Origin of the sequence: Candidatus Amarolinea aalborgensis, from assembly GCF_900491745.1 — a bacterium.
Taxonomy (GTDB): domain Bacteria; phylum Chloroflexota; class Anaerolineae; order SSC4; family Amarolineaceae; genus Amarolinea; species Amarolinea aalborgensis.
Genome location: NZ_UETR01000008.1, coordinates 114,581 through 138,899, shown reverse-complemented (window position 1 = coordinate 138,899; position 24,319 = coordinate 114,581). Strand labels below are relative to the sequence as shown.

Annotated in this window: 40 protein-coding genes and 1 pseudogene; 37 read left to right on the top strand and 4 right to left on the bottom strand. The window is 61.5% G+C overall.

Features of this window, described 5'->3' with window-relative positions; genetic code table 11:
* The 9 genes from ACPQ6D_RS12775 to ACPQ6D_RS12735 all read left to right on the top strand — a co-directional run bounded on the left by ACPQ6D_RS12775 (position 1) and on the right by ACPQ6D_RS12735 (position 6,925).
* Positions 1-1,236 carry a glycosyltransferase family 4 protein gene (locus ACPQ6D_RS12775; RefSeq protein WP_423224718.1) on the top strand — a complete coding sequence of 412 codons (1,236 nt, stop codon included), beginning with the start codon at positions 1-3 and terminating at the stop codon, positions 1,234-1,236.
* Complete coding sequence (locus ACPQ6D_RS12770; protein WP_423224717.1) at positions 1,233-2,489, top strand: glycosyltransferase family 4 protein; 1,257 nt, start codon at positions 1,233-1,235, stop codon at positions 2,487-2,489. The genes ACPQ6D_RS12775 and ACPQ6D_RS12770 overlap by 4 nt, the downstream gene beginning before the upstream one ends.
* A gap of 31 nt (positions 2,490-2,520) precedes the next feature.
* Entirely contained in the window at positions 2,521-3,153 is a 633-nt protein-coding gene (locus ACPQ6D_RS12765; protein ID WP_423224716.1) for an acyltransferase, read from the top strand.
* A gap of 2 nt (positions 3,154-3,155) precedes the next feature.
* Positions 3,156-4,370 carry a glycosyltransferase family 4 protein gene (locus ACPQ6D_RS12760; protein ID WP_423224715.1) on the top strand — a complete coding sequence of 405 codons (1,215 nt, stop codon included), beginning with the start codon at positions 3,156-3,158 and terminating at the stop codon, positions 4,368-4,370.
* Positions 4,363-5,439 carry a class I SAM-dependent methyltransferase gene (locus ACPQ6D_RS12755; RefSeq protein WP_423224714.1) on the top strand — a complete coding sequence of 359 codons (1,077 nt, stop codon included), beginning with the start codon at positions 4,363-4,365 and terminating at the stop codon, positions 5,437-5,439. The genes ACPQ6D_RS12760 and ACPQ6D_RS12755 overlap by 8 nt, the downstream gene beginning before the upstream one ends.
* Before the next feature lie 223 nt (positions 5,440-5,662).
* Positions 5,663-5,986 (top strand): hypothetical protein, encoded by a 324-nt coding sequence (locus ACPQ6D_RS12750; protein ID WP_423224713.1) that lies wholly within the window; start codon positions 5,663-5,665, stop codon positions 5,984-5,986.
* Positions 5,986-6,375, top strand: coding sequence for a toxin-antitoxin system TumE family protein (locus ACPQ6D_RS12745; RefSeq protein WP_423224712.1), 390 nt, complete (start codon positions 5,986-5,988; stop codon positions 6,373-6,375). Before ACPQ6D_RS12750 ends, ACPQ6D_RS12745 begins: the two co-directional genes overlap by 1 nt.
* Before the next feature lie 25 nt (positions 6,376-6,400).
* Positions 6,401-6,625 (top strand): hypothetical protein, encoded by a 225-nt coding sequence (locus ACPQ6D_RS12740; protein ID WP_423224711.1) that lies wholly within the window; start codon positions 6,401-6,403, stop codon positions 6,623-6,625.
* 138 nt (positions 6,626-6,763) lie between these two features.
* Complete coding sequence (locus ACPQ6D_RS12735; protein ID WP_423224796.1) at positions 6,764-6,925, top strand: type II toxin-antitoxin system RelE family toxin; 162 nt, start codon at positions 6,764-6,766, stop codon at positions 6,923-6,925.
* 147 nt (positions 6,926-7,072) lie between these two features.
* Here ACPQ6D_RS12735 and ACPQ6D_RS12730 read toward each other — a convergent pair whose 3' ends face one another.
* Both ACPQ6D_RS12730 and ACPQ6D_RS12725 read right to left on the bottom strand, forming a co-directional pair.
* Positions 7,073-7,666 carry a type IV toxin-antitoxin system AbiEi family antitoxin domain-containing protein gene (locus ACPQ6D_RS12730; RefSeq protein ID WP_423224710.1) on the bottom strand — a complete coding sequence of 198 codons (594 nt, stop codon included), beginning with the start codon at positions 7,664-7,666 and terminating at the stop codon, positions 7,073-7,075.
* Complete coding sequence (locus ACPQ6D_RS12725) at positions 7,663-8,337, bottom strand: nucleotidyl transferase AbiEii/AbiGii toxin family protein (RefSeq protein ID WP_423224709.1); 675 nt, start codon at positions 8,335-8,337, stop codon at positions 7,663-7,665. The genes ACPQ6D_RS12730 and ACPQ6D_RS12725 overlap by 4 nt, the downstream gene beginning before the upstream one ends.
* Before the next feature lie 520 nt (positions 8,338-8,857).
* Between ACPQ6D_RS12725 and ACPQ6D_RS12720 the strand changes: the two genes are divergently transcribed.
* The 28 genes and pseudogenes from ACPQ6D_RS12720 (at position 8,858) to ACPQ6D_RS12585 (ending at position 23,341) form a co-directional block, all read left to right on the top strand.
* On the top strand, positions 8,858-9,052 hold the full coding sequence (locus ACPQ6D_RS12720) for a hypothetical protein (protein ID WP_423224708.1): 195 nt from the start codon (positions 8,858-8,860) through the stop codon (positions 9,050-9,052).
* Positions 9,053-9,266: 214 nt separating this feature from the next.
* Positions 9,267-9,530 (top strand): type II toxin-antitoxin system HicA family toxin, encoded by a 264-nt coding sequence (locus tag ACPQ6D_RS12715; protein ID WP_423224707.1) that lies wholly within the window; start codon positions 9,267-9,269, stop codon positions 9,528-9,530.
* Positions 9,527-9,886, top strand: a complete 360-nt coding sequence (locus tag ACPQ6D_RS12710; RefSeq protein WP_423224706.1) for a type II toxin-antitoxin system HicB family antitoxin — start codon at positions 9,527-9,529, stop codon at positions 9,884-9,886. The genes ACPQ6D_RS12715 and ACPQ6D_RS12710 overlap by 4 nt, the downstream gene beginning before the upstream one ends.
* 89 nt (positions 9,887-9,975) lie before the next feature.
* Entirely contained in the window at positions 9,976-10,203 is a 228-nt protein-coding gene (locus ACPQ6D_RS12705; protein ID WP_423224705.1) for a type II toxin-antitoxin system HicB family antitoxin, read from the top strand.
* Positions 10,204-10,440: 237 nt separating this feature from the next.
* Complete coding sequence (locus ACPQ6D_RS12700; RefSeq protein ID WP_423224704.1) at positions 10,441-10,782, top strand: DUF4258 domain-containing protein; 342 nt, start codon at positions 10,441-10,443, stop codon at positions 10,780-10,782.
* Positions 10,779-11,006 carry a type II toxin-antitoxin system MqsA family antitoxin gene (locus ACPQ6D_RS12695; RefSeq protein WP_423224703.1) on the top strand — a complete coding sequence of 76 codons (228 nt, stop codon included), beginning with the start codon at positions 10,779-10,781 and terminating at the stop codon, positions 11,004-11,006. The genes ACPQ6D_RS12700 and ACPQ6D_RS12695 overlap by 4 nt, the downstream gene beginning before the upstream one ends.
* Positions 10,993-11,196, top strand: coding sequence for a hypothetical protein (locus tag ACPQ6D_RS12690; RefSeq protein WP_423224702.1), 204 nt, complete (start codon positions 10,993-10,995; stop codon positions 11,194-11,196). The genes ACPQ6D_RS12695 and ACPQ6D_RS12690 overlap by 14 nt, the downstream gene beginning before the upstream one ends.
* A gap of 26 nt (positions 11,197-11,222) precedes the next feature.
* Positions 11,223-11,561, top strand: a complete 339-nt coding sequence (locus ACPQ6D_RS12685; RefSeq protein WP_423224701.1) for a nucleotidyltransferase domain-containing protein — start codon at positions 11,223-11,225, stop codon at positions 11,559-11,561.
* On the top strand, positions 11,545-11,973 hold the full coding sequence (locus tag ACPQ6D_RS12680; protein ID WP_423224700.1) for a HEPN domain-containing protein: 429 nt from the start codon (positions 11,545-11,547) through the stop codon (positions 11,971-11,973). The genes ACPQ6D_RS12685 and ACPQ6D_RS12680 overlap by 17 nt, the downstream gene beginning before the upstream one ends.
* Before the next feature lie 77 nt (positions 11,974-12,050).
* Entirely contained in the window at positions 12,051-13,514 is a 1,464-nt protein-coding gene (locus ACPQ6D_RS12675) for an O-antigen ligase family protein (protein WP_423224699.1), read from the top strand.
* Entirely contained in the window at positions 13,511-14,488 is a 978-nt protein-coding gene (locus ACPQ6D_RS12670) for a glycosyltransferase family 2 protein (protein WP_423224698.1), read from the top strand. Before ACPQ6D_RS12675 ends, ACPQ6D_RS12670 begins: the two co-directional genes overlap by 4 nt.
* A 152-nt stretch (positions 14,489-14,640) precedes the next feature.
* Complete coding sequence (locus tag ACPQ6D_RS12665; protein ID WP_423224697.1) at positions 14,641-14,988, top strand: class I SAM-dependent methyltransferase; 348 nt, start codon at positions 14,641-14,643, stop codon at positions 14,986-14,988.
* Positions 14,970-15,284: a hypothetical protein gene (locus tag ACPQ6D_RS12660; protein ID WP_423224696.1), complete on the top strand. Its 315-nt coding sequence runs from the start codon at positions 14,970-14,972 to the stop codon at positions 15,282-15,284. The genes ACPQ6D_RS12665 and ACPQ6D_RS12660 overlap by 19 nt, the downstream gene beginning before the upstream one ends.
* Before the next feature lie 179 nt (positions 15,285-15,463).
* Positions 15,464-15,898 carry a hypothetical protein gene (locus tag ACPQ6D_RS12655; protein WP_423224695.1) on the top strand — a complete coding sequence of 145 codons (435 nt, stop codon included), beginning with the start codon at positions 15,464-15,466 and terminating at the stop codon, positions 15,896-15,898.
* Position 15,899: 1 nt separating this feature from the next.
* Entirely contained in the window at positions 15,900-16,316 is a 417-nt protein-coding gene (locus ACPQ6D_RS12650; RefSeq protein WP_423224694.1) for a putative toxin-antitoxin system toxin component, PIN family, read from the top strand.
* 234 nt (positions 16,317-16,550) lie between these two features.
* A complete protein-coding gene (locus tag ACPQ6D_RS12645) occupies positions 16,551-16,766 on the top strand; it encodes a hypothetical protein (protein ID WP_423224693.1) in 216 nt (71 codons plus the stop codon).
* 272 nt (positions 16,767-17,038) lie between these two features.
* A complete protein-coding gene (locus ACPQ6D_RS12640; RefSeq protein ID WP_423224692.1) occupies positions 17,039-17,407 on the top strand; it encodes a hypothetical protein in 369 nt (122 codons plus the stop codon).
* Entirely contained in the window at positions 17,407-17,688 is a 282-nt protein-coding gene (locus tag ACPQ6D_RS12635) for a hypothetical protein (RefSeq protein ID WP_423224691.1), read from the top strand. The genes ACPQ6D_RS12640 and ACPQ6D_RS12635 overlap by 1 nt, the downstream gene beginning before the upstream one ends.
* A gap of 177 nt (positions 17,689-17,865) precedes the next feature.
* Positions 17,866-18,237 (top strand): AbrB/MazE/SpoVT family DNA-binding domain-containing protein, encoded by a 372-nt coding sequence (locus ACPQ6D_RS12630; protein WP_423224690.1) that lies wholly within the window; start codon positions 17,866-17,868, stop codon positions 18,235-18,237.
* Positions 18,227-18,676 (top strand): C39 family peptidase, encoded by a 450-nt coding sequence (locus ACPQ6D_RS12625; protein WP_423224689.1) that lies wholly within the window; start codon positions 18,227-18,229, stop codon positions 18,674-18,676. The genes ACPQ6D_RS12630 and ACPQ6D_RS12625 overlap by 11 nt, the downstream gene beginning before the upstream one ends.
* A 245-nt stretch (positions 18,677-18,921) precedes the next feature.
* Positions 18,922-19,271 (top strand): annotated as a pseudogene (locus tag ACPQ6D_RS12620) (type II toxin-antitoxin system RelE/ParE family toxin).
* A gap of 4 nt (positions 19,272-19,275) precedes the next feature.
* Positions 19,276-19,554, top strand: coding sequence for a helix-turn-helix domain-containing protein (locus ACPQ6D_RS12615; protein WP_423224688.1), 279 nt, complete (start codon positions 19,276-19,278; stop codon positions 19,552-19,554).
* 51 nt (positions 19,555-19,605) lie between these two features.
* Entirely contained in the window at positions 19,606-19,920 is a 315-nt protein-coding gene (locus ACPQ6D_RS12610) for a hypothetical protein (protein WP_423224687.1), read from the top strand.
* The gene (locus ACPQ6D_RS12605) at positions 19,917-20,261 is read left to right on the top strand and encodes a toxin-antitoxin system TumE family protein (protein ID WP_423224686.1); all 345 of its coding nucleotides are present in this window, start codon (positions 19,917-19,919) and stop codon (positions 20,259-20,261) included. The genes ACPQ6D_RS12610 and ACPQ6D_RS12605 overlap by 4 nt, the downstream gene beginning before the upstream one ends.
* Positions 20,262-20,488: 227 nt before the next feature.
* Complete coding sequence (locus ACPQ6D_RS12600) at positions 20,489-20,749, top strand: hypothetical protein (protein ID WP_423224685.1); 261 nt, start codon at positions 20,489-20,491, stop codon at positions 20,747-20,749.
* A 386-nt stretch (positions 20,750-21,135) separates the two neighbouring features.
* The gene (locus tag ACPQ6D_RS12595) at positions 21,136-21,342 is read left to right on the top strand and encodes a hypothetical protein (RefSeq protein ID WP_423224684.1); all 207 of its coding nucleotides are present in this window, start codon (positions 21,136-21,138) and stop codon (positions 21,340-21,342) included.
* Positions 21,343-21,357: 15 nt separating this feature from the next.
* Entirely contained in the window at positions 21,358-22,056 is a 699-nt protein-coding gene (locus ACPQ6D_RS12590) for a Uma2 family endonuclease (RefSeq protein WP_423224683.1), read from the top strand.
* A 10-nt stretch (positions 22,057-22,066) separates the two neighbouring features.
* Positions 22,067-23,341 (top strand): glycosyltransferase family 39 protein, encoded by a 1,275-nt coding sequence (locus tag ACPQ6D_RS12585; RefSeq protein ID WP_423224682.1) that lies wholly within the window; start codon positions 22,067-22,069, stop codon positions 23,339-23,341.
* A 101-nt stretch (positions 23,342-23,442) separates the two neighbouring features.
* Here ACPQ6D_RS12585 and hepT read toward each other — a convergent pair whose 3' ends face one another.
* Both hepT and mntA read right to left on the bottom strand, forming a co-directional pair.
* Positions 23,443-23,826, bottom strand: a complete 384-nt coding sequence (hepT, locus tag ACPQ6D_RS12580; protein WP_423224681.1) for a type VII toxin-antitoxin system HepT family RNase toxin — start codon at positions 23,824-23,826, stop codon at positions 23,443-23,445.
* Positions 23,795-24,301, bottom strand: coding sequence for a type VII toxin-antitoxin system MntA family adenylyltransferase antitoxin (gene mntA, locus ACPQ6D_RS12575; RefSeq protein WP_423224680.1), 507 nt, complete (start codon positions 24,299-24,301; stop codon positions 23,795-23,797). The genes hepT and mntA overlap by 32 nt, the downstream gene beginning before the upstream one ends.
* Between the last annotated feature and the right edge of the window lie 18 nt (positions 24,302-24,319).

Here is a 24,319-nt window from a genome sequence, read left to right as displayed (position 1 = left end):
ATGCGCATCCTTTTCACTTCCAACTTCTATCCACCGCATGACCTGGGCGGTTGGGAGCAGAACTGCCAGGAGATCGTCCTATGTTTCCAAGCGCGCGGACACGCATGCCATGTGCTCACCAGCCGGTTCGGCGTGGACGGTTCGAAACAGCTTGAAACTGGTGTCGAGCGCACGCTGCATTTGCAGGCCGGCATCCACTACTACCGTCCGCTGGACTTCTTCTTGCGTCATCCTGGCCAGGAGCGAGCCAATCGGGAAGCGCTACGTCAGTCCATCGATGCGTTTCAACCCGATGTTATCTTCATCTGGGGCATGTGGAACCTGTCGCTGCAAGTGGCGTATTGGGCCGAGCAATGGCTGCCCGGACGCGTGGCGTATGCCGTGGCTGGATACTGGTTCATGCTGCCCAATCCCCACGTGAGTTACTGGCAGCAGCCGGCGCGCCGGCGTGTGACGGGGATGCTCATGGCACCTGCCCGTCATCTGGCTCTGCGCACCCTTGCCCAAGAGCGGGCAGCCTATCCACTTGGCCTAGAGCACGTCGCCTGCGTCAGCGAATACGTGCGCAACAAACTGAGCCAAGCCGGCGCTTTGCCTCACGGTGCGCGGGTGATCTACAACGGCATCGATCCGGAGCCGTTCCTCCAAGCCGCGGCGCAGTGCAAGGCTGACTCCGGCACACTGCGCCTGGTATACACAGGCAGTCTCGTAGCGCACAAGGGCGTTCACACAGCCATCGAAGCGCTGGGTCTGCTCCGGCAGCGCGGCCGGAGCGACGGCATCCACCTGGACGTGGTCGGCGGCGGGCACCCCGACTATCAGGCGCAGTTGAGGCAACGGATAGCCGAGTTGGGCCTTGCCGACTGGGTAACGTTTTCCGGACGTGTGCTACGCAGCGAGATCGCGAACGTGTTGGCCGATCATGACGTGTTCTTGTTCACATCTGTGTACGAAGAGCCGATTGCACGCAGTGTGATGGAGGCCATGGCCGCTGGCTTAGCGATTGTTGGCACACCTGTAGGTGGGCAACCGGAAATTTTCGAAGATGGGACAAACGCGCTGGTGTATCCACCCGATGATGCCAGCAAGTTGGCTGACTGCATCGAGGTATTGCAGCACGACCCAGCCTTGCGCGCACGCCTGGCCCTGGCTGGGCAGGCCACGGTGGAAAAGCGCTTCACGCTGGAGCGCATGGTAGACGAGATGGAATCGTGGCTAGAGGGGATAGGCGGGTGAAGATCCTCTTCCTCACCAACTACTACCCACCCCACGAAGTCGGCGGCTACGAGCAGCTTTGCCGCGATGTAGCCGAGCGATTGGCAGAACGCGGCCATACCTTTGCCGTGCTCACCAGCGATCGGGGTGTGGTGGAGGGTCAGAAGGCTCAAGAGCCTTGCATCCATCGTTTGCTGCGCGTCCAGCCGCAGCTTGGCGCGCGGCTGGGCACGGTTGGACAGTTCTTCCTCACCAGACGCCAGGCCGAGGCTCACAATCGAACTGTCTTTCGCAGCATTGTTCAACAACTTCGACCCGACGTGGTGTTCATCTGGAACTTGCAGGGCTTGCCCCAAGAGTTGGCGGTGGATGCAGAGGCTTTACCAGGTGTGGCGGTAGCATATTGGCTGGCCGGCTACACCCCGGCCGAGCCCGACTTGTTTTGGCGGTACTGGACGCAGCCGCCGGGTCAGCGGAGCTTCCTCCATGGAACCAAAGGCGTGTTGAGCCGCATTGCGTTGGCGCAGATGCGCAGAGAAGGCAAGCCCGCCCGGCCGCAGATGCGCCATGTGGCCGTGGTCAGCGATTACATGCGCCGCAAGGGGTTGGCCGAAGGCACATTGCCGCTCCAAACTGAAGTGATCTACAACGGCGTGGAGACCGATACCTTCTTCCGCCCAACGCCACCGCCAGACGCGCCGCCCCCGATTGACTTGCTGTTGGCCGGCCGCGTCAGCGCCGACAAAGGTATCCACGTGGCGGTCGAGGCGGTGGGCAAGCTGGCGCAAGCTCGTCCGCAGCGCGATTTCCGCCTCTTGATCGCGGGCAGCGGCCCGGCCGAGTATCTGGCGCAGTTGCAGCAATTGGCAGCAAGCTACGACGTCACCGACTTGATTTCGTATTTGGGCTGGCTGCCGCGTGAACGCATGCCAGAACTGATGCATACCTGTCATGTTCTCTTGCTGCCAACGGTGCATCAAGAACCTTTTGCGCGCGTCACGCTGGAAGCTTTGGCAGCCGGACTTGCCGTCGTGGGCACCTTGACAGGCGGTACGGGTGAGATCTTGCGGCATGAAGTTACTGGGCTGGCCTGCGCAGCCGAGAATAGCACCGATCTGGCGCGCCAGCTTGGCCGGCTGCTGGATGATTCCCAGTTGCGTTATCGACTGGCTTGCCAGGGTCAAGAGACTGTTCTGACGCACTATACTCTGGAGCACATGGTTGAACGGCTAGAGGCGTTGTTAGAGCGAGCGCTCGCAGAGCAGCGCGCATGAGACAATGAGCACTGATTTGACAGGAGTTGCCATGGATGGTGGAGTAGCGCAAGATCACGAGGCCGCGAAAGGCAGGATGCCGCGCATCTTCCGCCAGCGCGCGCCGCTGAAGTTCAAGCTCTTTCTGAGCCGTTGGTATTGGCGCTGGGTTGATGCCAAGGACTACTTCATTGAGTTGGTGGGTGGGATTCCATCCCATGCTGTGCGGCTGTTCTTCTATCGCCGGGTCTTTCACGTGGCCATTGGTGAGGCCACCAGCATCCACCGCCGCTGCCGCTTCTATCGTCCGGCCGGCGTGTCCATCGGCGCGCACACCGTGATCAACCGCGGTGTATTGCTGGATGGCCGATCAGGGCTGCGCATTGGCGACAACGTCAGCATTTCAGAGGGTTCCCAAATACTGACACTGGAGCACGACCCCAACGATCCTTCCTTCGGCTGGCGCGGCGCGCCTGTGGCGATCGGCGACCGGGTCTTCCTGGGCGCCCGCTCGACGATCCTGCCCGGCATTACGGTCGGCGAGGGCGCGGTGGTGGCGGCTGGCGCGGTCGTGACGCACGACGTAGAGCCGTTTACCATTGTCGGCGGCGTGCCCGCGCGACCCATCGGCCAGCGGCGCAACGATCTAGACTACCAGCTTACTTATCGTAAGTTCCTGGGCTAGCCATGCGCGTTTTGTTCCTCTCCACCTGGTACCCTTACCCGCCCGACAACGGCTCCAAGCTGCGCGCCTATCACCTACTGCGGGCGTTGGGGCAGGCGCACGAAGTGTCGCTGCTCTCCTTCGCCTTTGCCACGGCCCGACCTGAGGACGCCGCGCCGCTGCACCAATGGTGCCAGCAGGTCGATGTGGTCGAGATCGATCCCTTCGCGGCCAACCGGGCCGGCGCGCTGGCCACCTTCCTCTCGCCCAGGCCCGTGGTCTCCCGCCCCATCGCGGCCATGCGCCAGGCCGCAGCCCGTTGGTTGCAGGCGCAGCCTTTCGACGCTGTGATCGCCTCCACCGAGATGATGGCAGCTTACGCTCTCCAGGGACCGTCGTCCGCAGCCCGCATCTTGGAGGAGCACAACTCGCTGACCCGCTGGATGCAGGAGCGCTACAACGATCAAACCAGCGCCGCCCAACGGCTGCGCTGTTGGGCCAGTTGGCAAAAGACCCGCCTGTACGAAGCCCGCCTCTTCAGGCAGTTCGACCTGGTGACCATGGTCTCGGCGCAGGATCAGGCCGTCTGCCGCGCCGACCTGCCCGGCTACCGCGGCCGGGTCGAGGTGGTCCCCAACGGCGTGGACTGCGCGCACAACCGGCCTGGCCTGGCCCAAGCGCGGCCGGCCACGCTGGTCTACAACGGCAGCCTGACCTACAGCGCCAACTACGACGCCATGCGCTGGTTCCTGGCGGAGGTCTATCCCCGCATCCGAGCCGAGGTTCCCGACGTCTCGCTGACCATCACCGGCTCGACGCAGGGCGTGGACCTGGCCGGCCTGGCCCTGGACGGCACAGTGCGCCTCCCCGGCTTCGTGGAGGACGTGCGCATCGCTGTGGCTGAGGCGAGGGTGGCCGTCGCTCCCATCCGCCAGGGCGGCGGCACCCGGCTGAAGATCCTGGAGGCCATGGCCCTGGGCACGCCGGTGGCGGCAACATCCAAGGGCGCGGAGGGGCTGGACGTGAGGGACGGCGAACACCTGCTGCTGGCCGACGACCCCGAGCGTTTCGCCGGCCAGACAATTCAGTTGTTGGGCGACGCTGACTTGCGTCGTCGGCTGGCGGCCAATGCCCGCCATCTGGTCGAGACCAGGTACGACTGGCAGCAGATCGGCCAGAAGTTTGTTGCTCTGGTGGAAGAGACGGCGGCTCACGTGAAGGCAGGCACCAATGAGTGATTCGGCAAGAACCTCAAGCCATTGGGACAGCGACCCATGGAACACCGGCGAGATCGCCTTTTGGCTGCAATTGCCCAGCGTCCAACGCCGGTTGGCAATCAAGGAGAGCGGGCGCCCGGATCGCAACTGGATTGACCATACGCTGCAAATCCACCTCGCCGGGCGCTTGCCCTTGGCGCGCTGCCTGAGCCTGGGCTGTGGACGAGGGCATGTCGAGCGGCAGTGGGCCGAGCGCCAGGCGTTCCTGGCCTGCGATGCCTACGACATCTCCCCGGCCTCGATTGCCGATGCAACCCAAGAGGCAAAGCAGGCTGGCTTCAGCAATATCCATTTCGCCGTGGCTGACATCGATCGCATCGAGCTGTCGGCGCAACAGTATGACGCCGTCTGGGCCGTCGCCTCGGCCCATCACTTCAGCCAGTTGGAGCACGTCTTCGCCCAGGTGGCTCAGGCGCTCAAACCGGGAGGACTGTTCATTCTGCACGAGTACGTGGGCGCCAATCGCTTTCAGTTTGACCCTCGCCAGCGCCAGATCATCGAGGCCTGCCTCAACTTGCTCCCGGTTCAGTACCGTTTGCTCCCCGTTCCCAGCGCGGCCGCCGCGCCGACAGCTGACGGATCCACGCCGTCGCTTGGTTCGCAACGTCGCGATCCAAAATGGATCATGCGGCGGACAGCGGACAAGCTGCGCGAGGGAACGCTCTTGTCGACGGCCGGACGGTATTGGCGCAGGCGCCAGGCCATCAGCGCCGGTCAACGCCCCATCAAGGAGACGGCGCTGCCAACGGAGCGCTCTGTGATTGCCGTCGATCCCAGCGAGGCCGTGCGCTCGGCCGAGATCATGCCCGTCTTGCAGACCCTGTTCGATGTGATCGAATACCGTCCGCTCGGCGGCTCGATCCTGCAGTTCTTGCTGGCTGACATCGCCGGCAACTTCCAGGACGAAGCCGGTGAGCAGTTGCTGGAGGTCTTCTTCCGGCTGGAAGACGCGCTCATGGCCTGCGGCGACCTGCCCAGCGATTTCGCCTACATCGTCGCCCGGCCCCGCGCTCAAGCCATAGCAGAATAGTCGCTAGACGAACACCTGGCCCGCAACGCCCGCCGCCTGGTCGGGTAGCGCTACGACTGGAAGGCCATCGGCCGGCGCTTCACGGCGCTGGTGGAGGAGACGGTGCAGGCGTACCATCCCTTGCCCTTTGGTCTCGGTTGAGGTAGAATAAAGCTAGATTGCAGTCCGCCTACGTCAGCTACGCTTTATTGATTATCTGGTCGAGAGAAGTGATGAAAGTACGGTGAAAGCCATGACAAGAGTACGTTTTGTGCCTGAGACCATGCCACAGTCGGGCAACGATTTGCAGCAAGCGCTACGTGAAGCCCTGGCTAGAACCACGCCCTTGGACGATTTCGCTCAGATGGTGCGCGATCTAACCCAATACGAAATGCGTCACGGCATGAACTCAGCAAGCTTCTTTGCTCGCTTCCAGGCTGGAGAGATGGGGGACGAGATTGATCTGGTTCGTTGGGCTAACATGTTTGAGATCTACCAGGAGGTCAAGAGTGAATTGGAGCAGATGGTCGATCTGGTCGAAGCCTATGCTCTACCGGTGATGGCCTGATGAGCGCGCTCCATCGCTACCTTGGCCGGCTCCACGACACGATTCTCTCCCGTCGCGAGATACGGATAGAAGAAATCGAGATCACTGACCGTTCAGATGTGCCGGGCCAGCTAAGCGAGTTCTATGCTCGCTTACGCTTTCCCGATCACTCGCAGCTTCAGGTGGTGGAGAAGCTTATCGTCAAGCGGTATTCGCTTGTCAAGGATCGCTACGCCTACCACTTCCAGCGTGCTGATGGCGTTCTGGTGTTTCGCTACGACAATGTACCGCACCATCCTGAGGTCAAGAGCTTTCCTCATCACAAACATGTGGGCGACACAGTCATCGCGTCCGTGCCGCCAGACCTGAGTGAAGTGCTCCGAGAGATCGACGGCATCCTCTATGCCTGAATTCCCATTGCCAGGAGATGAATGTATGATCGCAGCAGAAGCCATGCAGTCCGTCCAGTTTGTGACCGTCAAGGGAAGACGTTTTGCCGTCCTCGACGCCGAAGACTGGGAAGCGCTCGTCGAGTGGATGGAGGATCTGGAAGACACACAGATTGCGCGGACAGCGTTTGCCGATTTGAACGCTGCCGGCGGAGATCGCCGACGAGCCGGTTGGCTGGCCTGGGATGAGGTGGAGAAGGAGCTGGCGTGACCCCTTACCAGGTCTTTGTTCTGCCGCGCGCCCTGGATCAGGCCAAAGAGCTGCCGGGCCATATGCGGCAGCGCATCCGGCGGGGCAATCCAAGCCTTGGCGGAAGCTCCTCGCCCTTCCAACAGCAAAGAACTGGACGTGCGGGGGTTGGCGCAAGAAGTGCGGCGACTCAGGCTGGACAAATGGCGAGTGGTGTACGCCATCACCGAGGTGGAAAGCATCGTAGACGTACTGGCCGTTCGAAGGCGTCCACCGTATGATTATGGGGATCTGAACGCGCTGCTCAGTGAGTTGCTCTGACCTCTCGCGCATGACAGGGCAGCCGGACAATAGAGGTCTGCACCAACGCCCGCCCGCCGCCTGGTCGAGCAGCGCTACGACTGGGACGCCATCGGCCGGCGCTGCGTGGCGTTGGTGGAGGAGACGGTCGCCCGGCGTCCCGCCTTGTCACGAGCCAGGGATTGAGGGAAAGCGTCGCACAACGGTCTGAACGCTCGCCGGGAAACGGCTTGCATACGTGAACAGCCGTTCGATATCGAGAGGAGAAAGGTCCAGGCCCTCCGGATTCAGGTCAGACACCCCGCGCGCGATCATGTAAAGCTGATCGAGCAGCGCTTTTTCCGGTTCGGCTACGTAGAGACCGGCCTGCAGCGTGTAGCCGAAAAAGAGCTCGCTTTTGAGCTGGCGAAACTCCACCACCGTCTCTCCCAAGACCATCCTGTGCGTGCGCTGGGTGGTGGCGAAGGTCAGGGCATAGGGAACCTGGCTCAAGATGCCATAGCGCGCCAGGACCGCCTCGAAGGAGAGATAGGAAGGATACACCAGTTGATTGGCGATGCGGGCCGGGTCGGTGGTTTGCAGAGCCACCTGATACACGCCTTGGCGCAGCCGCACCAGCACGCCATACCGCACCAGCCGATTGAGGGTCACATAGAGGGCAGGTCGTCCTTGCCCCAGGACCTTTTCCAGATCGGCCGGGCTCACATAGGGTTTGTTCAGGTCGAGCAGCTTCTGCACCAGGGCCATATCTTTCGGTTTCATACGCTCCATTGTTCGATCACCTGCCAATGACTCATCGGAAGGTATTTGCGCAGCTCCCGGCGGACGGTCTTCGAATCCAGGCCGCTCAGATCAGGCGCAAAGGGGCGCCGAAGCTTTTGGGCGATGAACCACAGATCGTACAGATCGCGCGGCTCGTGGCGGGCCGACAGCGCGGCTTCTTTATCCGTCCACATCCGCTCCAACGTGGCGACCTGGGCCAGGACCGAGAGCGGCGTCACCGGGCTGGTCAGCAGGCGCAGATCGAAGTCCAACCCGCGCTGCCACGTCTCCGGCCGGGTGGAAACTTCCACCTTGATCGAGAAGGCATACGCCAGGTACGGCTCGGCTACCTTGAAAAGGGCAAACAGCGTGAACTGCTTGGACAGCGCCTCCACCAGGGTGATCTGGCGCAACGACCTGGCGACCGCCTCAGCCGCGTGGGCGAACGCCTCTTCGGATACGGGCGCAAGGAGCGAGAAGTCGAGGTCATCCGAAAACCGCGGGGAGCCATAGGCCAGACGCAGCGCGGTGCCGCCTTTGAACACCAACGCGCGCCCCAGAGGAGTTTCCAGCAGTTCTCGCAGGATGAGCAGTTCATACTCCTCCCGCACGACATGCTCGATGGCGATCTTCAGTTGCCGCGTCAGACTCTCGGCGAGTCGTTGATCCATGATGGTTCCTATTTTCTTAACGATATTGTTAAGTTTTACTGAATGATATTTCATGCCGAATCGTTTGTCAAGCTGCACGTTGGACAGACAAAAACCCGGATTCTGGGGTGCATTTCAATTTCGGGGCGTAGCCCCAGGGGGGCTTGCACCTCGTAGCCGGATGGCCTTTGGCCTCCGGCGGGGTTGCTGGCCACATGGCGTGCGCGCAACCAACGCCGCCCGACCGTGAACGGATCGGGCTACAAGGTGGAAGGCCCTATCGGGCCTGACAGCCTGGCACGGGCTTGCATCTCGTACCGGACGCATTTCAGGCTCGCGGCGTAGCTCCCGGCGCTTCGGCTACTGCCAAAGTCGCCAGGGTGAGCTATGCAGGGGTTGCAGCGATTTCAATCGCCCGACGCGCCCCCATTCTGAAATGCACCCGGATTCTGGCAGGCGTTGGCAAAGCCAAGAACATGTGGTAGAATCATGATTGACCAGATACCTGAATGCGCATGACTATGTGTGGAACGAGCCCCTGGTGGAACGCAAAGTAACCTATACCCTGGTCGTCAACGGCCCACTGCACGTCATCGAAAACGTGCCTGCCCGCGTCAATCTGGCCACCGGGGAGCAGTTGTTTGCGCCGGCTACCGTGGAGCATCTGCAACGGTTGATCTGGGAGAGCAAGAACCCCACGCGCATCATGCAGGCGCCCGTGTACGAGTATGCTTGAGCCTGTGCGCAGTGCAGGTGTGGACGAGATGCCGGTCAGCAAGTCCTGACCATGAATCGTGGACACCAACGAACACTGGAAGCGATCTTCTCCACGCCAGTCCCTGCTAACCTGAAAATAGGCCGCGGATGAACACGGATCGCCACGGATTGCCTGTTTTCATCCTCGGTTGTGCGTCCGGCGCATGGGTAACTGACTTGAAAATAGGCCGCGGATGAACACGGATCGCCACGGATTGCCTGTTTTCATCCACGGTTGTGCCACCGGGGCATGGGCAACTAACCTGGAATGGAGGAAAATCGAAGCCTTGTTGGCTACGCTAGGCGCTGAGACGGTAGAAGGCGCCGGTTCTCGCGTCGCGTTTGTGCTGAACGGCAAACGCGCTGACTTCCACTGTCCCCATCCGGGAAAAGAAGCCAAGCGTTATCAAGTGCGAGCCATGCGTGAATTCTTGGAAATGGCTGGGATCAAACCATGACTAGACAACTGACTTACAAAGGCTATTCGGCAACGGTTGAGTTTGACGTAGACGACCGTTTATTTTTTGGTCGTGTGCACGGCATCACCGATATCGTCACCTTTCATGGCGAGAGCGCAGATGAGTTGGTTCAGGCCTTCGAGGAAGCTGTGGATGGTTATCTGGCTATGTCCGAGCAGATGGGGCGTGCGCCGCAGTCGCCGCATGGTCGCCGCATCGTCGTGCGGGTGCCTCCCGACGTTCATGCGCGCGCCGCTGCGTTGGCGCAAGTCGAAGGCAAGAGTCTGGACCTCTGGGCTCAGGAGGTCTTGGTGCAGGCGACCAGCCGTCCTCATCCAGTTGTCGCCGCGCCTTGAAAGCATCCGGCCGCCGCGGCAGCGCGCCAACCAGCCTGCACGTGGTCGCTGCTGCTGGGAACTGGATATCCCTATCGTGAGGTGACACGATGAAGTACCGGGCTATTGTGAAACAGCGTGATGGTTGGTGGATTGGCTGGCTACTAGATTTGCCTGGCGTTAATGGTCAGGAGAAAACACGTGACGAACTCCTCAAATCGTTGCGCATCGGCGCCGAAGATATGCTGACTACGCAGGTTCGCTTCGAGCCTGATGCAGTCATGACGATCGTGGAGGCGCCCAACCCTGATTGGCTGCTCAGCGCCTCCCCGGCTTGAACCGTCATGCTTACCTCCCCGCAGCCGCCCCAGTAACATCACTTCACCGCCGCTCTGGTAACCCTGGTCGTGCTGGCCTTCCTGTTGGGAAGGCGCGCATCGGCGCTGGGGCTGTTGGCGGCCGGCCTCGGGGAGTAGCGCTATGACTGAGACGCCAGCGGCCGGCGCTGCGTCGCCCTGGTGGAGAAGACGGTGGCAGCGCGCCGCCCCTTGTCAGGCAACAGATCCTGAGGTAGAATGATGACAGACATTGATCCGAATGACTCTGTCGCTGCTGTGCGGCGCATCCGTGAGCAGGCGCGTACCGATAACCTCCGCATTACGCAACATGCGCATCAGGAGATGGTGGCAGAGGAGATCACCCTCGATCAGCTTCAAGAGGCGATCGGGACGAGCGAACTGCTGGAAAACTATCCGCAACATCAGCAAGGAGCCTGCTGTCTGCTCGCAGGACAAGCGAGAGACGGACGCTCGCTGCATATCGTATGCACCACTGCGCAACCAGTTCTTATCGTGATCACGGTTTATGAGCCAAAGCTACCGAAATGGATTACGCCGAGGCAAAGGAGAGTGAGATGATGAAATGCAGTATTGGAGGATGCCCAGGAACCTATGAAACGACGTCGGTTGTGCATACCGTACGCTTCCGGGGACAAACGATCGTGATCGACAACGTGCCTGCTGAAGTCTGCTCGGTGTGTGGCGACGTGCTGTTGTCGCCCGAGACGGTGCGCCAGATCGAGGCGTTGCTGCGCACCAGCGCGCCGCCGGTGCGTATGGCGCCGGTCTATGAGTACGCGTGAGCAAAGGGTCACTTACATCTTGAGTGTCAACGGCCCACTGCACGTCATCGAAAACGTGCCTGCCCGCGTGAATCTGGCCACCGGGGAGCAGTTGTTTGCGCCGGCTACCATCGAGCATCTGCAACGGTTGATCTGGGAGAGCAAGAACCCCACGCGCATCATGCAGGCGCCCGTCTACGAGTACGCGTGACCTTGTCATCGCGCAAGAGGTGAAGTATGGTGACACAATATCTACCGGAAATCGTCACTCAATTACAGCAGATAGAACCGGCCAAGATCATCTTGTTTGGCAGCCAAGCCAGCGGCGGCGCTAACGAAACCAGCGATCTCGACTTGATCGTGGTCCTGCGCGACGACCAGTTACCAGCCACGCATCGCGAGAAAGAAGATGCCTATCTCACCGTAGCTCGTCTACTCCGAGACATTCGCCGCAAGGTGCCTGTGGATTTGATCGTCCATACGCAGCCGATGCACCGCAGGTTCATTGAAATGAACAGTCTTTTTGCGCGCGAAGTTCTCGAACAAGGGATTGTGCTTTATGAAGCCGATAACTGATGAATGGCTGACCAGGGCGGCGGAAGATTTGTCTGCGTCGCAGGTGCTTCTTTTTCGGCCAGATCTTACCAATGCGGTTACTTTCCATGCGCAGCAAGCGGTGGAGAAAGCTCTCAAAGCAGTGATCGAAGAACTGGATCTTGGCTTTGTGAAAACACATAGCCTGACGCGACTGTACGAACTGGTTAGGCCTCATTATGCTGTGATCGGCGACCTGGACATGCTTGATCGTTTGGATGCCGTATACATTGACGCGCGCTATCCAGGCGACATGGGATTACTGCCCACTGGTAAGCCGACATCTGACGAGGCCATTGAGCTGTATAGTTTTGCCAACGATATTTGCCAGCGACTTCAGGCAAGCTTGCAGGACACAACTGCCACATCTTCTGCTGGCCACGACAAAGTGTAGCGCAAGATCAATGACATCCGCTACGTCTGATCTCGCCCTTGTCTATCGGTTGCCTTGTCTACCCATCCTCAAGCCACATGATTACCACCCTACGTGACCGTTCCCGTCAATACAACCTCAGCGCCATCCTGATTGCCCTGGCCGTGCTGGCCCTGGCCTTTCTGCTGGGCCGACGCGCCTCGCCGCTCTGGCTGGGGCTGCTGGTCGCCGGCATCGGCAGCGTGGCGCTCTTGGCGCGACCCGTGCTCGGCCTGCCCGCGTTGGTGCTGGCGGCCCTGGTCATCCCGCTGGAGATTAGCACCGGCACCGACGTCAAGCTCAACGCGGCCGCCCTGCTGATCCCGGCGCTAGCCGTTCTGTGGCTGCTGGACATGATCCGCCGCCGCCAGCTACGGTTCGCCGCATCCCCGGTCAACCGGCCGCTGCTCCTCTTCGTGGCCGCGAGCTTGCTCTCCCTGCTCATCGGCCGCGCCACGTGGAGCCCCATGATCCCAATCAGCAGCAACTTCCTGCTGGTGCAGTTGGCGCAGTGGGCCATCTTCGCGTTCTCGGCCCTGGCGTTCTGGCTGACGGGCAATCTGGTGGTAGACGAACGCTGGCTGTGGCGGCTGACCGCGACCTTCCTGCTGGTCGGCGGCGGGCTGGCGATCGTGCGAATCCTGCCCGGCGTGGGCGGGCTGGTCGGACCTCTCACCACCGTTGCGTTCGTGCGCGCGCCCCTCTGGGTGCTGCTGGCCGCGCTGGCCGGCGGGCAACTGCTGTTCAACCGAGATCTCTCCGTTCCCTGGCGTGCCTTCTTGGCGGCAGCGCTGGGCGCCAGCCTGGCCTATGCCTTCGTGCAGCAACAGGAGGCCACATCCAACTGGGTGGGGCTGGCGGCCGTTTTGGGAACCCTGATTTGGCTGCGCTTCCCACGGCTGCGTTGGCCGGTGGCATTGATCATTGTGATCCTTATCGTGTTGGGTGTGCTCTTCCCAAGTATTTATGAGTTTGCCGGCGGTGACAGAGAATGGGAAACAAGCGGCGGCTCGCGACTGACCTTGATCGAACGGGTTGTTGAAGTCACCATGCGCAATCCGGTCACCGGCCTGGGCCCGGCTGCGTATCGGCCCTACGCCAACGCCAGGCCGCTGCAATATCTGCGCGCCTACTGGGTCGAGCCCAAGATCAACTCACACAACAACTATGTGGATCTGTTCGCGCACGGAGGGATCCTGGGCCTGATCCTGTTCGCCTGGTTCAGCGTCGAGGTCGCCCAGCTCGGTCTACGCCTGCGCCGGCGCTACACGGCCGGTTTCGCGGCCGGCTACGTCAACGCCATGCTGGCGGCCGGCGCGGGCGCCCTGGTCATCATGCTCCTGGCCGATTGGATCCTGCCGTTCGTCTATAACATCGGGTTTCCGGGCTTCCAGGCCAGCGTGCTGGTATGGCTGTTCATGGGCGGGCTGGTGGCGCTGGAGAATATGGGACAAGGAGACACGGAGACCCAGGGACGCGGGGAGAAGAAGACAAGGAGACAAGGAGAGGGGGAGATGGGGTGAGCGTGGACCTCTCTATCGTCATCGTCAACTGGAACACGCGTGATCTGCTCGCGGCGTGCCTGGCGTCAGTTGCAGATGGCGGATGGCAGATAGCAGATGGCGCAAGGCAGATGGCAGATCGCGTCTCGGATGCCCCAGTGTACCAATCTACCAATCTACCAGCAACCGAAACCTTCGTCGTAGACAACGCCTCCTCCGACGGCTCCGCGGCCATGGTGCGGGAGCGGTTCCCGTGGGTGAAGCTGATCGAGAACGCGGAGAACGCCGGTTTTGCGCGAGCCAACAACCAGGGGATCGGGGCGGCGGCGGGGCGGTACGTGCTGCTGCTGAACCCGGACACGGTCGTACATCCCGGCGCGTTGGCGGCGCTAGTTGCGTTCATGGACGCGCACCCCGCCGCGGGCGCGTGCGGTGCGCGACTGCTCAATGCGGACGGTTCCTTGCAGCCCGCGTGCCACCCCATGCTGACCCCTGGCCGCGAGTTTTGGCGGCTGCTCTTCCTGGACCGCCTGTGGCCCCGCGCCACCTACCCAATGGCCCGGTGGGACACGATCACGCCCCGCCGCGTCGAGGCGATCAAGGGCGCGTGCCTGTTGCTCCGACGGGAGGCGCTCGATGAGGTCGGTCTGTTGGATGAAAGCTACTTTATGTACACTGAAGAAGTGGACTTGTGCTACCGGCTGGGCCAAGCCGGTTGGGATCTGTGGTATGTGCCCGCAGCGGTCGTCACCCATTTCGGCGAGAGCAGCAGCCGGCAGGTCAAAGAGGCGATGTACCTCCAACTCTATCGCAGTAAGGTGCAGTTCTATCGCAAATTCGGCGGCGAGACCCGCGCCAGTCGCTTCAAGCGCCTCCTGCGCCTGGCCTACTGGCCTCGTTGGGCGGTCGCCGCATTGAGCAGTCGTTTGACACCCTCCCTATCCGTCCAGACTCGTGTCTACCGCCGATTGTTGGCAGAGTTGGCAGAGATGTAGTGGTTACCAACTCGATATTTGCTCACTCCGATCTCCTGAGCATGGCCCCATGAGCATCGATCGAAAACTAAAACTCGAACGCGAATGGCACGAGTCTGAGGATTTCGCCCGCGACGACAGCTCGCTGATCGTCGGCGTATACGCGTCCCCCGGTGTTTCAGGAGGCCGAAGCCTATCACCTGGACGCGTTGGGTGACGTGGCCGGCCGGTGCGTGCTGGACTACGGCTGCGGCGCGGGCGGCGCGACGGCCCATCTGCTTAGCCGCGGGGCGCGGGTCACCGGCTTCGACATCTCGGTCGCCCGGCTGCTGGAGGCGCGCCAGCGTGCGCCCCAGGCCGGCCTGTTGTCCTGCGCCGCCGAGATGCTGCCCTTCCCGGACGGCGCGTTCGACGCCGTGCTAGGCAAGCAGATCCGCATCACCTGGACCTGGCCGTCGCCATCCCCGAGATCGCCCGTGTGCTGCGCCCCGGCGGCCGAACCGTGTTCCTGGAGCCGCTGATCCACAACCCGATCCTCGAAGGCTACCGCCGCCTCACGCCTCACCTGCGCAGTCCCACCGAGCGCGCCCTGAGCATGGCGGACATCGCCTGGATGGGCAGCTACTTTCGCCGCTACAGCCACCGTGAGTTCATCCTGCTTTCCATTCTGCCCGTGTTGGGCGCTGCGCTCAACGGCCGTCAGGGTGCGCTCGACGGCTGGCGGCAGCGCCTGCAGCGCCTCGATCGCGCCCTGCTGGACGCCGTGCCGTTCGTGGGTCGCTATTGTTGGGAGACGGTCATCGTGCTGGAGCGCTGAGGGGGATGGCGGCGCCCCTGCGGCCGGCCTGGCGCAGCCGCGCGCGCGTCTATGGCCGGCTGCTGGGTGGGCTGCCTGGGATGTGACATGCCTTGTCAAATCGGCCATCAGACAGTACAATGCGCTTGTGTGTCGTTGACTTGAAACAGTTGGCAGATCAATTGACCAGGAGGCGTAGTATGGAAACCAAAGTTGCTACCGAGTGGCAAGAACTTACAAGTGATGCGGTCGTCTCAATCTACAACAAACGGTTCGATGGTTTTGTGCGAGTGCATCCGACCGGCTACGTCGAGCTCACGTCGCCGGCCGGTACGGTGACGGCTCGATTCAGAGAGTTGGAGCTGACCGACTGGCTGCGGGAGAGCTATGTGCGCATGCTGTTAGACCGGGGCGTGACGGGAGACGAGTTGCGTGGCGCGTTAGCGGCTATCGAGCGAGTAGATCAGCGCTTTGCGGCGAGCGACCCTGCGGGGACGCTGGACACCTTGTTGCAGCAATCCCAACAGCACTTCCAGGCGTGGTGCATCGAGCATAGCATCGACTACGACCAGTTGGACGAGGATCAAATTACTGACTTGATCGAGCAGGCCATCCAGTCCGTAAGGAGTGCGTGACGTGTTGCGGGCAGCCAATGACACCAACGTCTGGGTTTCTGCCATCAACTGGCCTCAGGGCAAACCGCGCCGCCTCTTCGATTTGCTGCGAAGCCACGTCTATGCCCATGTGACCTCTCTGGAGATCCTGTTCGAGATCACCCGTGTCTTGCGGGTCTATTTCGGTTTTTCTGACGAAGATGCCTACGCCTGGTATCGAGAGATCGGTGGGTTATCGGAGGTCGTGCGACCGATCAAACGACTTGACGTGGTCAAGAACGATCCCACTGACAACAAGTTCATCGAGTGCGCCGTTGCAGGTCGTTGCGATTTCGTGGTGTCCGGCGATCGCCACCTGCTTGATCTTGAGCGACACGCAGACATCCTGATCATACCTGTAGCGGAATTTCTTGACCGCTTGACTGGAGAGCGCAGTTGACTAAACAGCCGGCTTACACCGACCGATCAAGGTCCCGCCAGTCCTGGCCTGTGCGCCGCGCTGAGCTGCGGCCAGCCTGGCGGCGCCCCTGCGGACGGCCTGGCGCAGCAGCGCGCTCGTCTCTAGCCGGCCGCTCGCTGAGCTGCCGGGGAGGTGACACGCCTTGTCAAATCGCTGTTTTGGCGTTACAATGCGCGCGGCCGGTGTGGGAATGAGCATTAGGAGAGGCGATGAATGATACAAAGTGCGATAGTGCCCATGCCTGTGACGATCGAGCAGGTGGCTGTGGTGGTTCGCAACATGTCTCGCAAAGACAGGCAGCGCCTGTTGGAGTTGGTCCCCGAGCTGCGGGAGACGTCGAACACGCCGCTCCCCGCGCAGGCGGCTAAAGACCCTGCGCCTGTGGAACAACTACGGCGAGAGATCCTGGCCGCCCTTGCTGGCCGCTGATGAGCCATTCCTGGACAGTCTGACTGTAAGCGATTACCTGGATCTGCCTGATGCAGAACGCGCTCACTTGTGGGATAGATGGACGGCTGATACAACGTTGTCATGGGAGGAAGTAGATGTCCGTCCGGACGCGTTGCCTGCTCGATAAAGTCATCGTCCGCTACACGCTCGATGGCATGTTGAGCCTATCCCTCGGACGGGACTTGATCGAACAGCAGATCGCTGCCATCCAGTGATTCCAGGGCGCGCCAGCGCGTTCTGTTGATCTATTCATGGCGCCTGCCAGCGCCAATATCCTGGGGCGGCTGCAGAGCATAACGCGCTATGATCCTCTCATCCAGCTATTTCTGCGTTGCACGCAGGTCGCATCTCCGACCCATTACTTCACGCGCTGGTCACGCAGAGTGCGTGAGTTCGGCTTTTCACCAGAAGACGCGCCAATGCTTGCCCTGGGCAGTTTCAGCACCAACCAGGACCGTGATGTCCTGAGGATGCACTGCTTCATCACCTTCGATCACCCCTTGGTGAACTTGTGGGATCAGAAGCATGACGAGATCGAACGACGCCTCAATGCTATGCGCCGGCAGCTGGCTGCGCCTTACGATCTGGTCGAACTGCCAAGCGTGCAATTTCTGGCATAATGCGTCCTCCGCGCCATCTCACCCCACACCTGCGCAGCCCCACCGAGCGCGCCCTGAGCATGGCGGACATCGCCTGGATGGGCAGCCATTTTCGCGGCTACCGGCACGAGGAGTTCATCCTACTATCCATTCTGCCGGTGCTGGCGGCCGCGCTGGCCCGCAAGCGCGGCGCGCTGGACGGCTGGCGGCGCGGGTTGCAGGCGGTTGACCGCAAGCTGCTGGCCGCCGCGCCCGCGCTGGGGCGGTTCTATTGGGAGACGGTGATCACGTGCGAGCGGTGACGCGGAGACGCGGAGACACGGAGAGGGGGAGACAAGGAGACAAGTAGACGTAGACAAGGAGACAGGGATCAGGGGTCAGGGGTCAGGGCGGTCGGAAGGCCTGGCGCAGGGTTGTGGGTGTGCTACAATGAGAGCGTAAGTGAAGTGAGTGGATGGGCCTATCAAGGAGACAAAACGATGGAAACGTTGTATCAGACAGTTGACCGTGCTGGCATTTCTATCCCGCTGGAAGTCATTCGTGCCTATGGTCTGCCGGAGGGCACTCGCATTGCCATTTCCCTGCAGAAGGACGGCATTCATGTCGCGCCCGCTGAAATAAGCATTGAAGAAGTCCAGAATCGGGCCTTACGTTACCTGTTGAAAAATGTCGGCGACGCGGTGAGCATCGGCCCGCTGCAGCGCACCGCCACCGGCGGCTGGCTTGTACCGGTATTGGAGGCAGGCACAGAGCGCCCCATCGGCCAGCTTTGCTACACTGCTGGGGGAATGCTGGTTGCCGGCCAGTCTACCCCCATCGCGGAATTACTCGGAGTGCGCGATGCCGCTTGACGTGCCGCTGCTGCGGCAGGAGCACCCGTGGACATGTTTGCCGGCCTGCATCAGGATGGTGCTGGCATATCGCGGCAGGCTGATCGAGGAGGCCGAGATCGCTGCAGCGTGCGGCACGACGCCATTCCGAGGGACGCAACCGGAAAAGGCCGTCGAAGGCGTGCAGCAGCTTGGGCATCACGCGCTGTGGTTCGAGAACGCTGATCTGTCTCGCCTCCATGACCTCATCGAGCACGACTGGCCGGTGATCGTCTTCCTGCGTGCCGGTGACTTACCAAGCGGAGGGCGCGGGCTGCACGGCGTTGTTGTGGTTGGCATGGGGGCTGAGGGTGTCGCTGTCTTGGATCCTCAATCGAACAGCCGCTATACCGTCGCTCGGAAGTTGTTCCTCTCGGCCTGGCAAGCTCTGGATGCACAAGGGATGGTGGTCTGGTTATAGCGTTCATCCTGCTCTCGATCCTGCCGGTCCTGGCGGCCGCGCGGCTCCACAGGCGCGGCACGCGGGACGCTGGATGCGCCAGCTGCAGGCGGTTGACCGCAAGCTGCTGGCCGCCGCGCCCGCGCGGGGCCGTTGCTGCTGGGAGACGGTGATCACGCGCGAGCGGTAAGGGATGGCTGTTTGTCAGGGATCAGGGGTGTGGTGGAGCTTGCAAACTTGTACCGCATGTGGTACAGTGAGGCAAAATGAGCGAAGAACCTATCCTGCAAGTCGCTTTCTTTCGCTCAGAAACCGGTCGTGAGCCGGTGCGTGAGTGGCTTAAGGAACTGGCTGCCGACGACCGCAAGGCCATCGGCGAAGACATCAAGCTGGTACAGTTTCGCTGGCCGCTGGGGATGCCGCTGGTAGACAAGCTTGATGCAGATCTGTGGGAAGTTCGCAGCCGGCTGCAAGGCGGCCGGATCGCTCGTGTCTGTTTCACAGTGCGCGCGGCAAGATGGTGTTGCTGCACGGATTCATCAAGAAAACCCAGAAGACACCACGGCAAGAGCTGGATCTGGCGCGCCGGCGTAGGGACCTTTGGTGGAGTGGATAAGCACATGAATCAATTCACCGGCAGCAACTTCGATGATTTCCTGGCCGAAGAGGGCATCCTGGACGAAGTAACGGCCAGGGCATACAAGCGTCTGCTGGCCCTCCAGGTTCAGGATGCCATGGCGGAGACCCAAATGAGCAAGAGCGAACTGGCCGGGCGGCTGCAGACCAGCCGCTCCCAGCTTGATCGCCTCCTGGACCCTGAGAACACGGCCATCACGCTCGATTCGCTGGAACGCCTGGCGCGTGCCCTGGGTAAACAACTGATCGTCCGGTTCGCCTGACGATAGCGGGGGCTACAATAGGCGCGTGTGGGAGGTGCAACGATGCTTGAGATGACCTTGAAACTGCCGGAAAGCCTGACGCGGCTTCCAGAGGCAGAGCGCGACCTGCTGGTCCGAGCTGGCCTACATGAGGCCACGCGCGCCCGTATCAAGCAGGTGAAAGCTGAGATCGCCGAGGCGCAGCGGGAGGTTCGCCGCTACGCAGCGCGTTACGGCATGTCCCTGGCTCGCTTCGAGGCCGAGGTCCTTGTCACTGCGGACTCGTTCCAGGCGCATGAGGACGACAACGATTGGTTCTACTGGCAGAGCGTCCTGGACGAGAAGCAGCGCGACCTGGCGGCCCTACAGGGACTGCGCTATCCATGATCGAGGCAGAGTTACGCCGGTATCCTCGTCTCGCACTTGCCATCTCCCGTTTGACCCGCCGGCTGAACGGGTCGGTCGAGCAGATCAAAGCCGACGTGCAACTTGCAGATGGTTCGCGCTTGCATATCAACGAGGTCTATGTACTGGGCCAACTGCGCAAATATGCCTATTACCGGCTTTCACCAACCGGAGAGGTCATCCAGGGCTGGGACAACGCGCCGCATCATCCTGAAGTTGCCTCGTATCCGCACCACCTTCACCACGAGGGCGCAGTCTATCCATCTCCCGTGCGATTGCTGGCCGATGTCTTGGCTCTGCTTGAGGAGGAGTTGCGCGTTTGAATCTGGCCGCTGCGTGGGTGACAAGCTGCTGGCCGCCGTGCCGTGGGTGGGGCGCTACTGTTGGGAGACGGTGATCGTGCTGGCGCGCCCGGTATGTCAAAGAGGTCGACAGCAGTGAGCAGGCGGTGCGTTTCTCCAGGAGATCTAGGACAGCGCGGGACAGTCGGCCGAAGTGCATGAAAAGTACCCAATCGATAAAGGGCACCCCAAGTAACGGAGTTAGTACCATGTCTACCAATCGTCATGTGGTTGCTGATAAGTTGGCCCGGTATTTGTATCATACCACGAGCCTTCGAGAGTTGGTTGACTGGGCCGAGTGGGCCATGATGGAGGCTGATTTCGACGAGAAGCATTACGATACTACGCGCGCAGTGGTCGCTCGCCTGGGGTTGGCGGATGTGCGCGCCTTCAGCCTGAGCTGGAGCGACTGCGAAGACATGTTGCGGCAACTGGGCTATCGCGTCCAGCTCCAGGTCCTGGCTGCATAATTCACCTCCGCGTCGAAGTGGTCAAGGGCGCGTGTCTGCTCGGGTGCATTTCAGAATGGGGGCGCGTCGGGCGATGGAAATCGCTGCAACCCCTGCATAGATCACCCTGGCGACTTTGGCAGTAGCCAAAGCGCCGGGAGCTGCGATGCGAGCCTGAAATGCGTCCGGTACGAGATGCCAGCCCCTGCCAGGCTGTCAGGCCCGGTAGGGCCTTTCACCTTGTAGCCCGATCCGTTCACGGTCGGGCGGCGTTGGTTGCGCGCACGCCATGGGCCTCCAACCCCGCCGGAGGCCAAAGGCCATCCGGCTACGAGGTGCAAGCCCCTCCGGGGCTACGCCCCCAATTTGAAATGCACCCTCTTGGGACGCAACGCTTGGCGCTGGCTGTGCTCTATGCTATACTGGCATTGGCAAAGATCAAGCTGGAAGTTAACGGCCAACTGCACGTCGTCGAGAACGTCCCTGCACGTGTCAACCTGGACACAGGGGAGGAGTGGTTTGCGCCCGCGACGGTGGAGCATTTGCGAAGGTTGATCTGGGAGAGCAAACAGCCTGCACGCATCATGCAGGCGCCTGTGTACAAGCACGCGTGAAGAATAAGGTGACCTATGACAACGCTGACTGTCGAACAACACGCCGCTTCTCTTGTCCCTCCCCAGCCGGCCGCGTCGCTGCAAGAGGCGGCCCTGCGCCGCCGGCTGCTGGCGGTGCTGCAGGCGCCTGCCCAGCCCGACCGTATGACGTATGAGGAGTTCCTGGCCTGGGCCGACGAGGACGCCCTGGCCGAGTGGGTAGATGGAGAAATCGTCATGACCAGTCCCGCATCGAGGCCTCACCAGGATATAAGCGGTTTTCTCAACAGTGTCTTGCGCGCCCTTGTGGAACACCACGCGCTCGGTGTGGTGTTGCCGGCGCCGTTCCAGATGAAGCTGGCCCGCTCCAGCCGGGAGCCTGATCTGCTCTTTGTCGCGGCTGAGCACCAGGACCGCCTGCGCAGTAGCTACCTGGACGGCCCGGCCGACATGGTGGTGGAGATCGTTTCGCCGGAGAGCGTCGGCCGCGACCGGGGCGAGAAGTTCACCGAGTACGAGGCGGGCGGCGTGCCGGAGTACTGGCTGTTGGACCCGCAGCGCCAGTGGGCCGAGTTCTACCGCCTGGAAGGTGAGCGCTACCGGCTGGCCTTCGCCGGCGCCGAGGGCGAATACCGCTCGACCGTCCTGCCCGGCTTCGGGCTGCGCGTCGAATGGCTGTGGCAGCAGCCCCTGCCGCCCGTGCTGGACGTGCTGCGCGAGTTGGGACTGATCTGAGCGCTCCATCTTGAGCATACCCAAACCCACCCATCGCTGGCTAATCGCCATCCTGCTGCTGAGCGTCCTCCTGCGCGTCGGCGTCGCCCTGCTCATGGGTGACCACGTTGTGGAACTGCCGGGCACCCAGGATCAGATTTCGTACCACGCCCTGGCAATCCGCCTGCTGACCGGCCACGGCTATTCGTTCGATGCAGGTTGGTACCCGTTCACGCCGGCCAACACACCGACCGCCCATTGGTCCTTCGCCTACTCAACCTACCTGGCCGGCGTGTATGGAGTTTTTGGCGTCCACCCGCTCATGGCGCGGCTGATCCAGGCGGTGCTGGTCGGCGCCGCCACATGCCTGCTGGTTTACAGTCTGAGCCGGCGTGTCTTCGGGGAACGGGCGGGCCTGGTCGCAGCCGGCATCGCTGCGGTCTACACCTACTTTGTGTACTACAGCGCCGCGCTGATGACCGAATCCTTCTTCATGGTCGCCGCCCTGGCCGGCCTGGAGATGGCCTATCGGCTCGTGGAAAAGCCATCTCTCGGCCGTGCGGCGCTGTTGGGGCTTTGCCTGGGGCTGGCCGCGCTGCTGCGCCAGGCGATTCTGCCGTTTGTCCCCGTGCTGTTCGCGTGGCTGCTGTGGACCAACGTTCGCACGTTCCAACGCTCAAGCGCCCGAACGTTGGCCTCCCTGTTGATTGCGGGAACGGTGCTGATCGCGTGCATCGCGCCGTTCACCATCCGCAACTATCGGGTCTACGGCCGCTTCCTGCTGCTCAACTCCAACGCGGGCTATGCGTTCTACTCGTCGAACAACCCGGCGCTGGGGTCTTTCTGGCGCTCGGAGAACTCGGTGGCGCCGATTCCGGCGGACCTGCAAGGCCGCAACGAGGCAGAGATGGACTCCGCCCTGATGCGCCGGGGAATCGGCTTCATTCTGGCCGACCCAGGCCGCTATGCCTTGCTCACCCTGAGCCGAACCAAGGAATACTTCAAGTTCTGGCCGTCGTCCGACTCCAGCCTGGTCAGCAACCTGCAGCGCCCCCTGTCGTTCGGCCTGCTGCTGCCGCTGACGCTCTACGGCTTGTACCTGGCGCGGCCTCAACTGCGCCGATGGGCGCTGCCGCTGCTCTTCTTTGCCGTCACCGCGGCTACCTACCTGCTCTCGTGGCCCACGGCGCGCTACCGCGTACCTACGGACGCCTGCTTGATGCCATTGGCGGCGCTGGCGTTGATTGACTTGTATGCCCGGCTGCTGGCTGGGCGCCACGCGCAAGCCAACCGACAGAGCCTATGAAAGTCCTGTATCTCACCGACTCCTCGGTGAAACCGTCCGATCGCTGGCTCTGGAACCATAGAGAATCGGAGAAGCGGGGACAAAGGGTCAGGCGATAGGAATCAGGGGGCAGAGGAAGATTCTTCGAGGTAGGCAATAATCGCTTTAGCATAGGCTTCCAGGTCGCCCAATCGCCGTTTTAGGATGCCGAATACGACGTTGTTGTCAATGCGCGCATAGTCGTGGACGATGAGATTCCTGAACTTCGCCATGGCGATCGAACGGGACAGCAGGTCGGGAGGCACAATCGCCTCTTCGGCCAACACCGTGAATACGTCCTGGTTATCGGCTGGCCGGCGAAATCCTTCCTGGGCGATGATGTGCTGTCCGATGTCAAGGCTGGCCTCAACCGCCAGGTGCAGCAGGCGCTCAACTGAACGCCGGATCAATTTGTTTTCGACATACGTGGTAAAATCAACGGCCTGCAACTCCCGCAAGTCGCTCACGTACTCGTTCAGCAACGCCAAGCGTGCTCGGATGACGCCGTTTCCTGGAGCCAAGGCCCACCTCCTGGATGCGTTTGGTCAATGCGCGATCATATGCGTTGAGGGCCGGTTGAAAATCAAAGTAAATCTTCATGGCACAAACCTCAAACTGGATACGCGCCAGCCGATCGCTTTCGTACAACAGCCGGCCATCCCGGATCACCTCGTAAGCCAATTGCGGCGACGCATGGTTTAGCACAGTGACCTGCACCTGACGGTCAGAGAAGTGGTCCAGGTGCGTCATCAACATCATCTGTCGCTCTACCACCGCCTGGTGGTCCGGGCCAGCAGCCAACAGCACGGCCACATCAACATCGCTTAAGCAATTCGCCTGGCCGCGCGCAACTGAGCCATACAGGTAGGCAGCCAGTATGTCATCCTGTCTGGCCAGATAGTCCGTCAGGCCTGCTAAATCCAGCTTGGGTTGATCATCCATGCGTTCCACCGATTGAAA

Excerpts from the sequence above, each read along its gene's own strand:
- ACPQ6D_RS12775 (WP_423224718.1), top strand. The coding sequence starts at position 1 with ATGCGCATCCTTTTCACTTCCAACTTCTATCCACCGCATGACCTGGGC.
- ACPQ6D_RS12765 (WP_423224716.1), top strand. The coding sequence starts at position 2,521 with ATGGATGGTGGAGTAGCGCAAGATCACGAGGCCGCGAAAGGCAGGATG.
- ACPQ6D_RS12760 (WP_423224715.1), top strand. The coding sequence starts at position 3,156 with ATGCGCGTTTTGTTCCTCTCCACCTGGTACCCTTACCCGCCCGACAAC.
- ACPQ6D_RS12755 (WP_423224714.1), top strand. The coding sequence starts at position 4,363 with ATGAGTGATTCGGCAAGAACCTCAAGCCATTGGGACAGCGACCCATGG.
- ACPQ6D_RS12745 (WP_423224712.1), top strand. The coding sequence starts at position 5,986 with ATGAGCGCGCTCCATCGCTACCTTGGCCGGCTCCACGACACGATTCTC.
- ACPQ6D_RS12740 (WP_423224711.1), top strand. The coding sequence starts at position 6,401 with ATGATCGCAGCAGAAGCCATGCAGTCCGTCCAGTTTGTGACCGTCAAG.
- ACPQ6D_RS12730 (WP_423224710.1), bottom strand. The coding sequence starts at position 7,666 with ATGAAACCGAAAGATATGGCCCTGGTGCAGAAGCTGCTCGACCTGAAC.
- ACPQ6D_RS12725 (WP_423224709.1), bottom strand. The coding sequence starts at position 8,337 with ATGGATCAACGACTCGCCGAGAGTCTGACGCGGCAACTGAAGATCGCC.
- ACPQ6D_RS12715 (WP_423224707.1), top strand. The coding sequence starts at position 9,267 with ATGAACACGGATCGCCACGGATTGCCTGTTTTCATCCACGGTTGTGCC.
- ACPQ6D_RS12710 (WP_423224706.1), top strand. The coding sequence starts at position 9,527 with ATGACTAGACAACTGACTTACAAAGGCTATTCGGCAACGGTTGAGTTT.
- ACPQ6D_RS12705 (WP_423224705.1), top strand. The coding sequence starts at position 9,976 with ATGAAGTACCGGGCTATTGTGAAACAGCGTGATGGTTGGTGGATTGGC.
- ACPQ6D_RS12700 (WP_423224704.1), top strand. The coding sequence starts at position 10,441 with ATGATGACAGACATTGATCCGAATGACTCTGTCGCTGCTGTGCGGCGC.
- ACPQ6D_RS12695 (WP_423224703.1), top strand. The coding sequence starts at position 10,779 with ATGATGAAATGCAGTATTGGAGGATGCCCAGGAACCTATGAAACGACG.
- ACPQ6D_RS12690 (WP_423224702.1), top strand. The coding sequence starts at position 10,993 with ATGAGTACGCGTGAGCAAAGGGTCACTTACATCTTGAGTGTCAACGGC.
- ACPQ6D_RS12685 (WP_423224701.1), top strand. The coding sequence starts at position 11,223 with ATGGTGACACAATATCTACCGGAAATCGTCACTCAATTACAGCAGATA.
- ACPQ6D_RS12680 (WP_423224700.1), top strand. The coding sequence starts at position 11,545 with ATGAAGCCGATAACTGATGAATGGCTGACCAGGGCGGCGGAAGATTTG.
- ACPQ6D_RS12675 (WP_423224699.1), top strand. The coding sequence starts at position 12,051 with ATGATTACCACCCTACGTGACCGTTCCCGTCAATACAACCTCAGCGCC.
- ACPQ6D_RS12655 (WP_423224695.1), top strand. The coding sequence starts at position 15,464 with ATGGAAACCAAAGTTGCTACCGAGTGGCAAGAACTTACAAGTGATGCG.
- ACPQ6D_RS12645 (WP_423224693.1), top strand. The coding sequence starts at position 16,551 with ATGATACAAAGTGCGATAGTGCCCATGCCTGTGACGATCGAGCAGGTG.
- ACPQ6D_RS12640 (WP_423224692.1), top strand. The coding sequence starts at position 17,039 with ATGGCGCCTGCCAGCGCCAATATCCTGGGGCGGCTGCAGAGCATAACG.
- ACPQ6D_RS12635 (WP_423224691.1), top strand. The coding sequence starts at position 17,407 with ATGCGTCCTCCGCGCCATCTCACCCCACACCTGCGCAGCCCCACCGAG.
- ACPQ6D_RS12630 (WP_423224690.1), top strand. The coding sequence starts at position 17,866 with ATGGAAACGTTGTATCAGACAGTTGACCGTGCTGGCATTTCTATCCCG.
- ACPQ6D_RS12625 (WP_423224689.1), top strand. The coding sequence starts at position 18,227 with ATGCCGCTTGACGTGCCGCTGCTGCGGCAGGAGCACCCGTGGACATGT.
- ACPQ6D_RS12615 (WP_423224688.1), top strand. The coding sequence starts at position 19,276 with ATGAATCAATTCACCGGCAGCAACTTCGATGATTTCCTGGCCGAAGAG.
- ACPQ6D_RS12610 (WP_423224687.1), top strand. The coding sequence starts at position 19,606 with ATGACCTTGAAACTGCCGGAAAGCCTGACGCGGCTTCCAGAGGCAGAG.
- ACPQ6D_RS12605 (WP_423224686.1), top strand. The coding sequence starts at position 19,917 with ATGATCGAGGCAGAGTTACGCCGGTATCCTCGTCTCGCACTTGCCATC.
- ACPQ6D_RS12600 (WP_423224685.1), top strand. The coding sequence starts at position 20,489 with ATGTCTACCAATCGTCATGTGGTTGCTGATAAGTTGGCCCGGTATTTG.
- ACPQ6D_RS12590 (WP_423224683.1), top strand. The coding sequence starts at position 21,358 with ATGACAACGCTGACTGTCGAACAACACGCCGCTTCTCTTGTCCCTCCC.
- mntA (WP_423224680.1), bottom strand. The coding sequence starts at position 24,301 with ATGGATGATCAACCCAAGCTGGATTTAGCAGGCCTGACGGACTATCTG.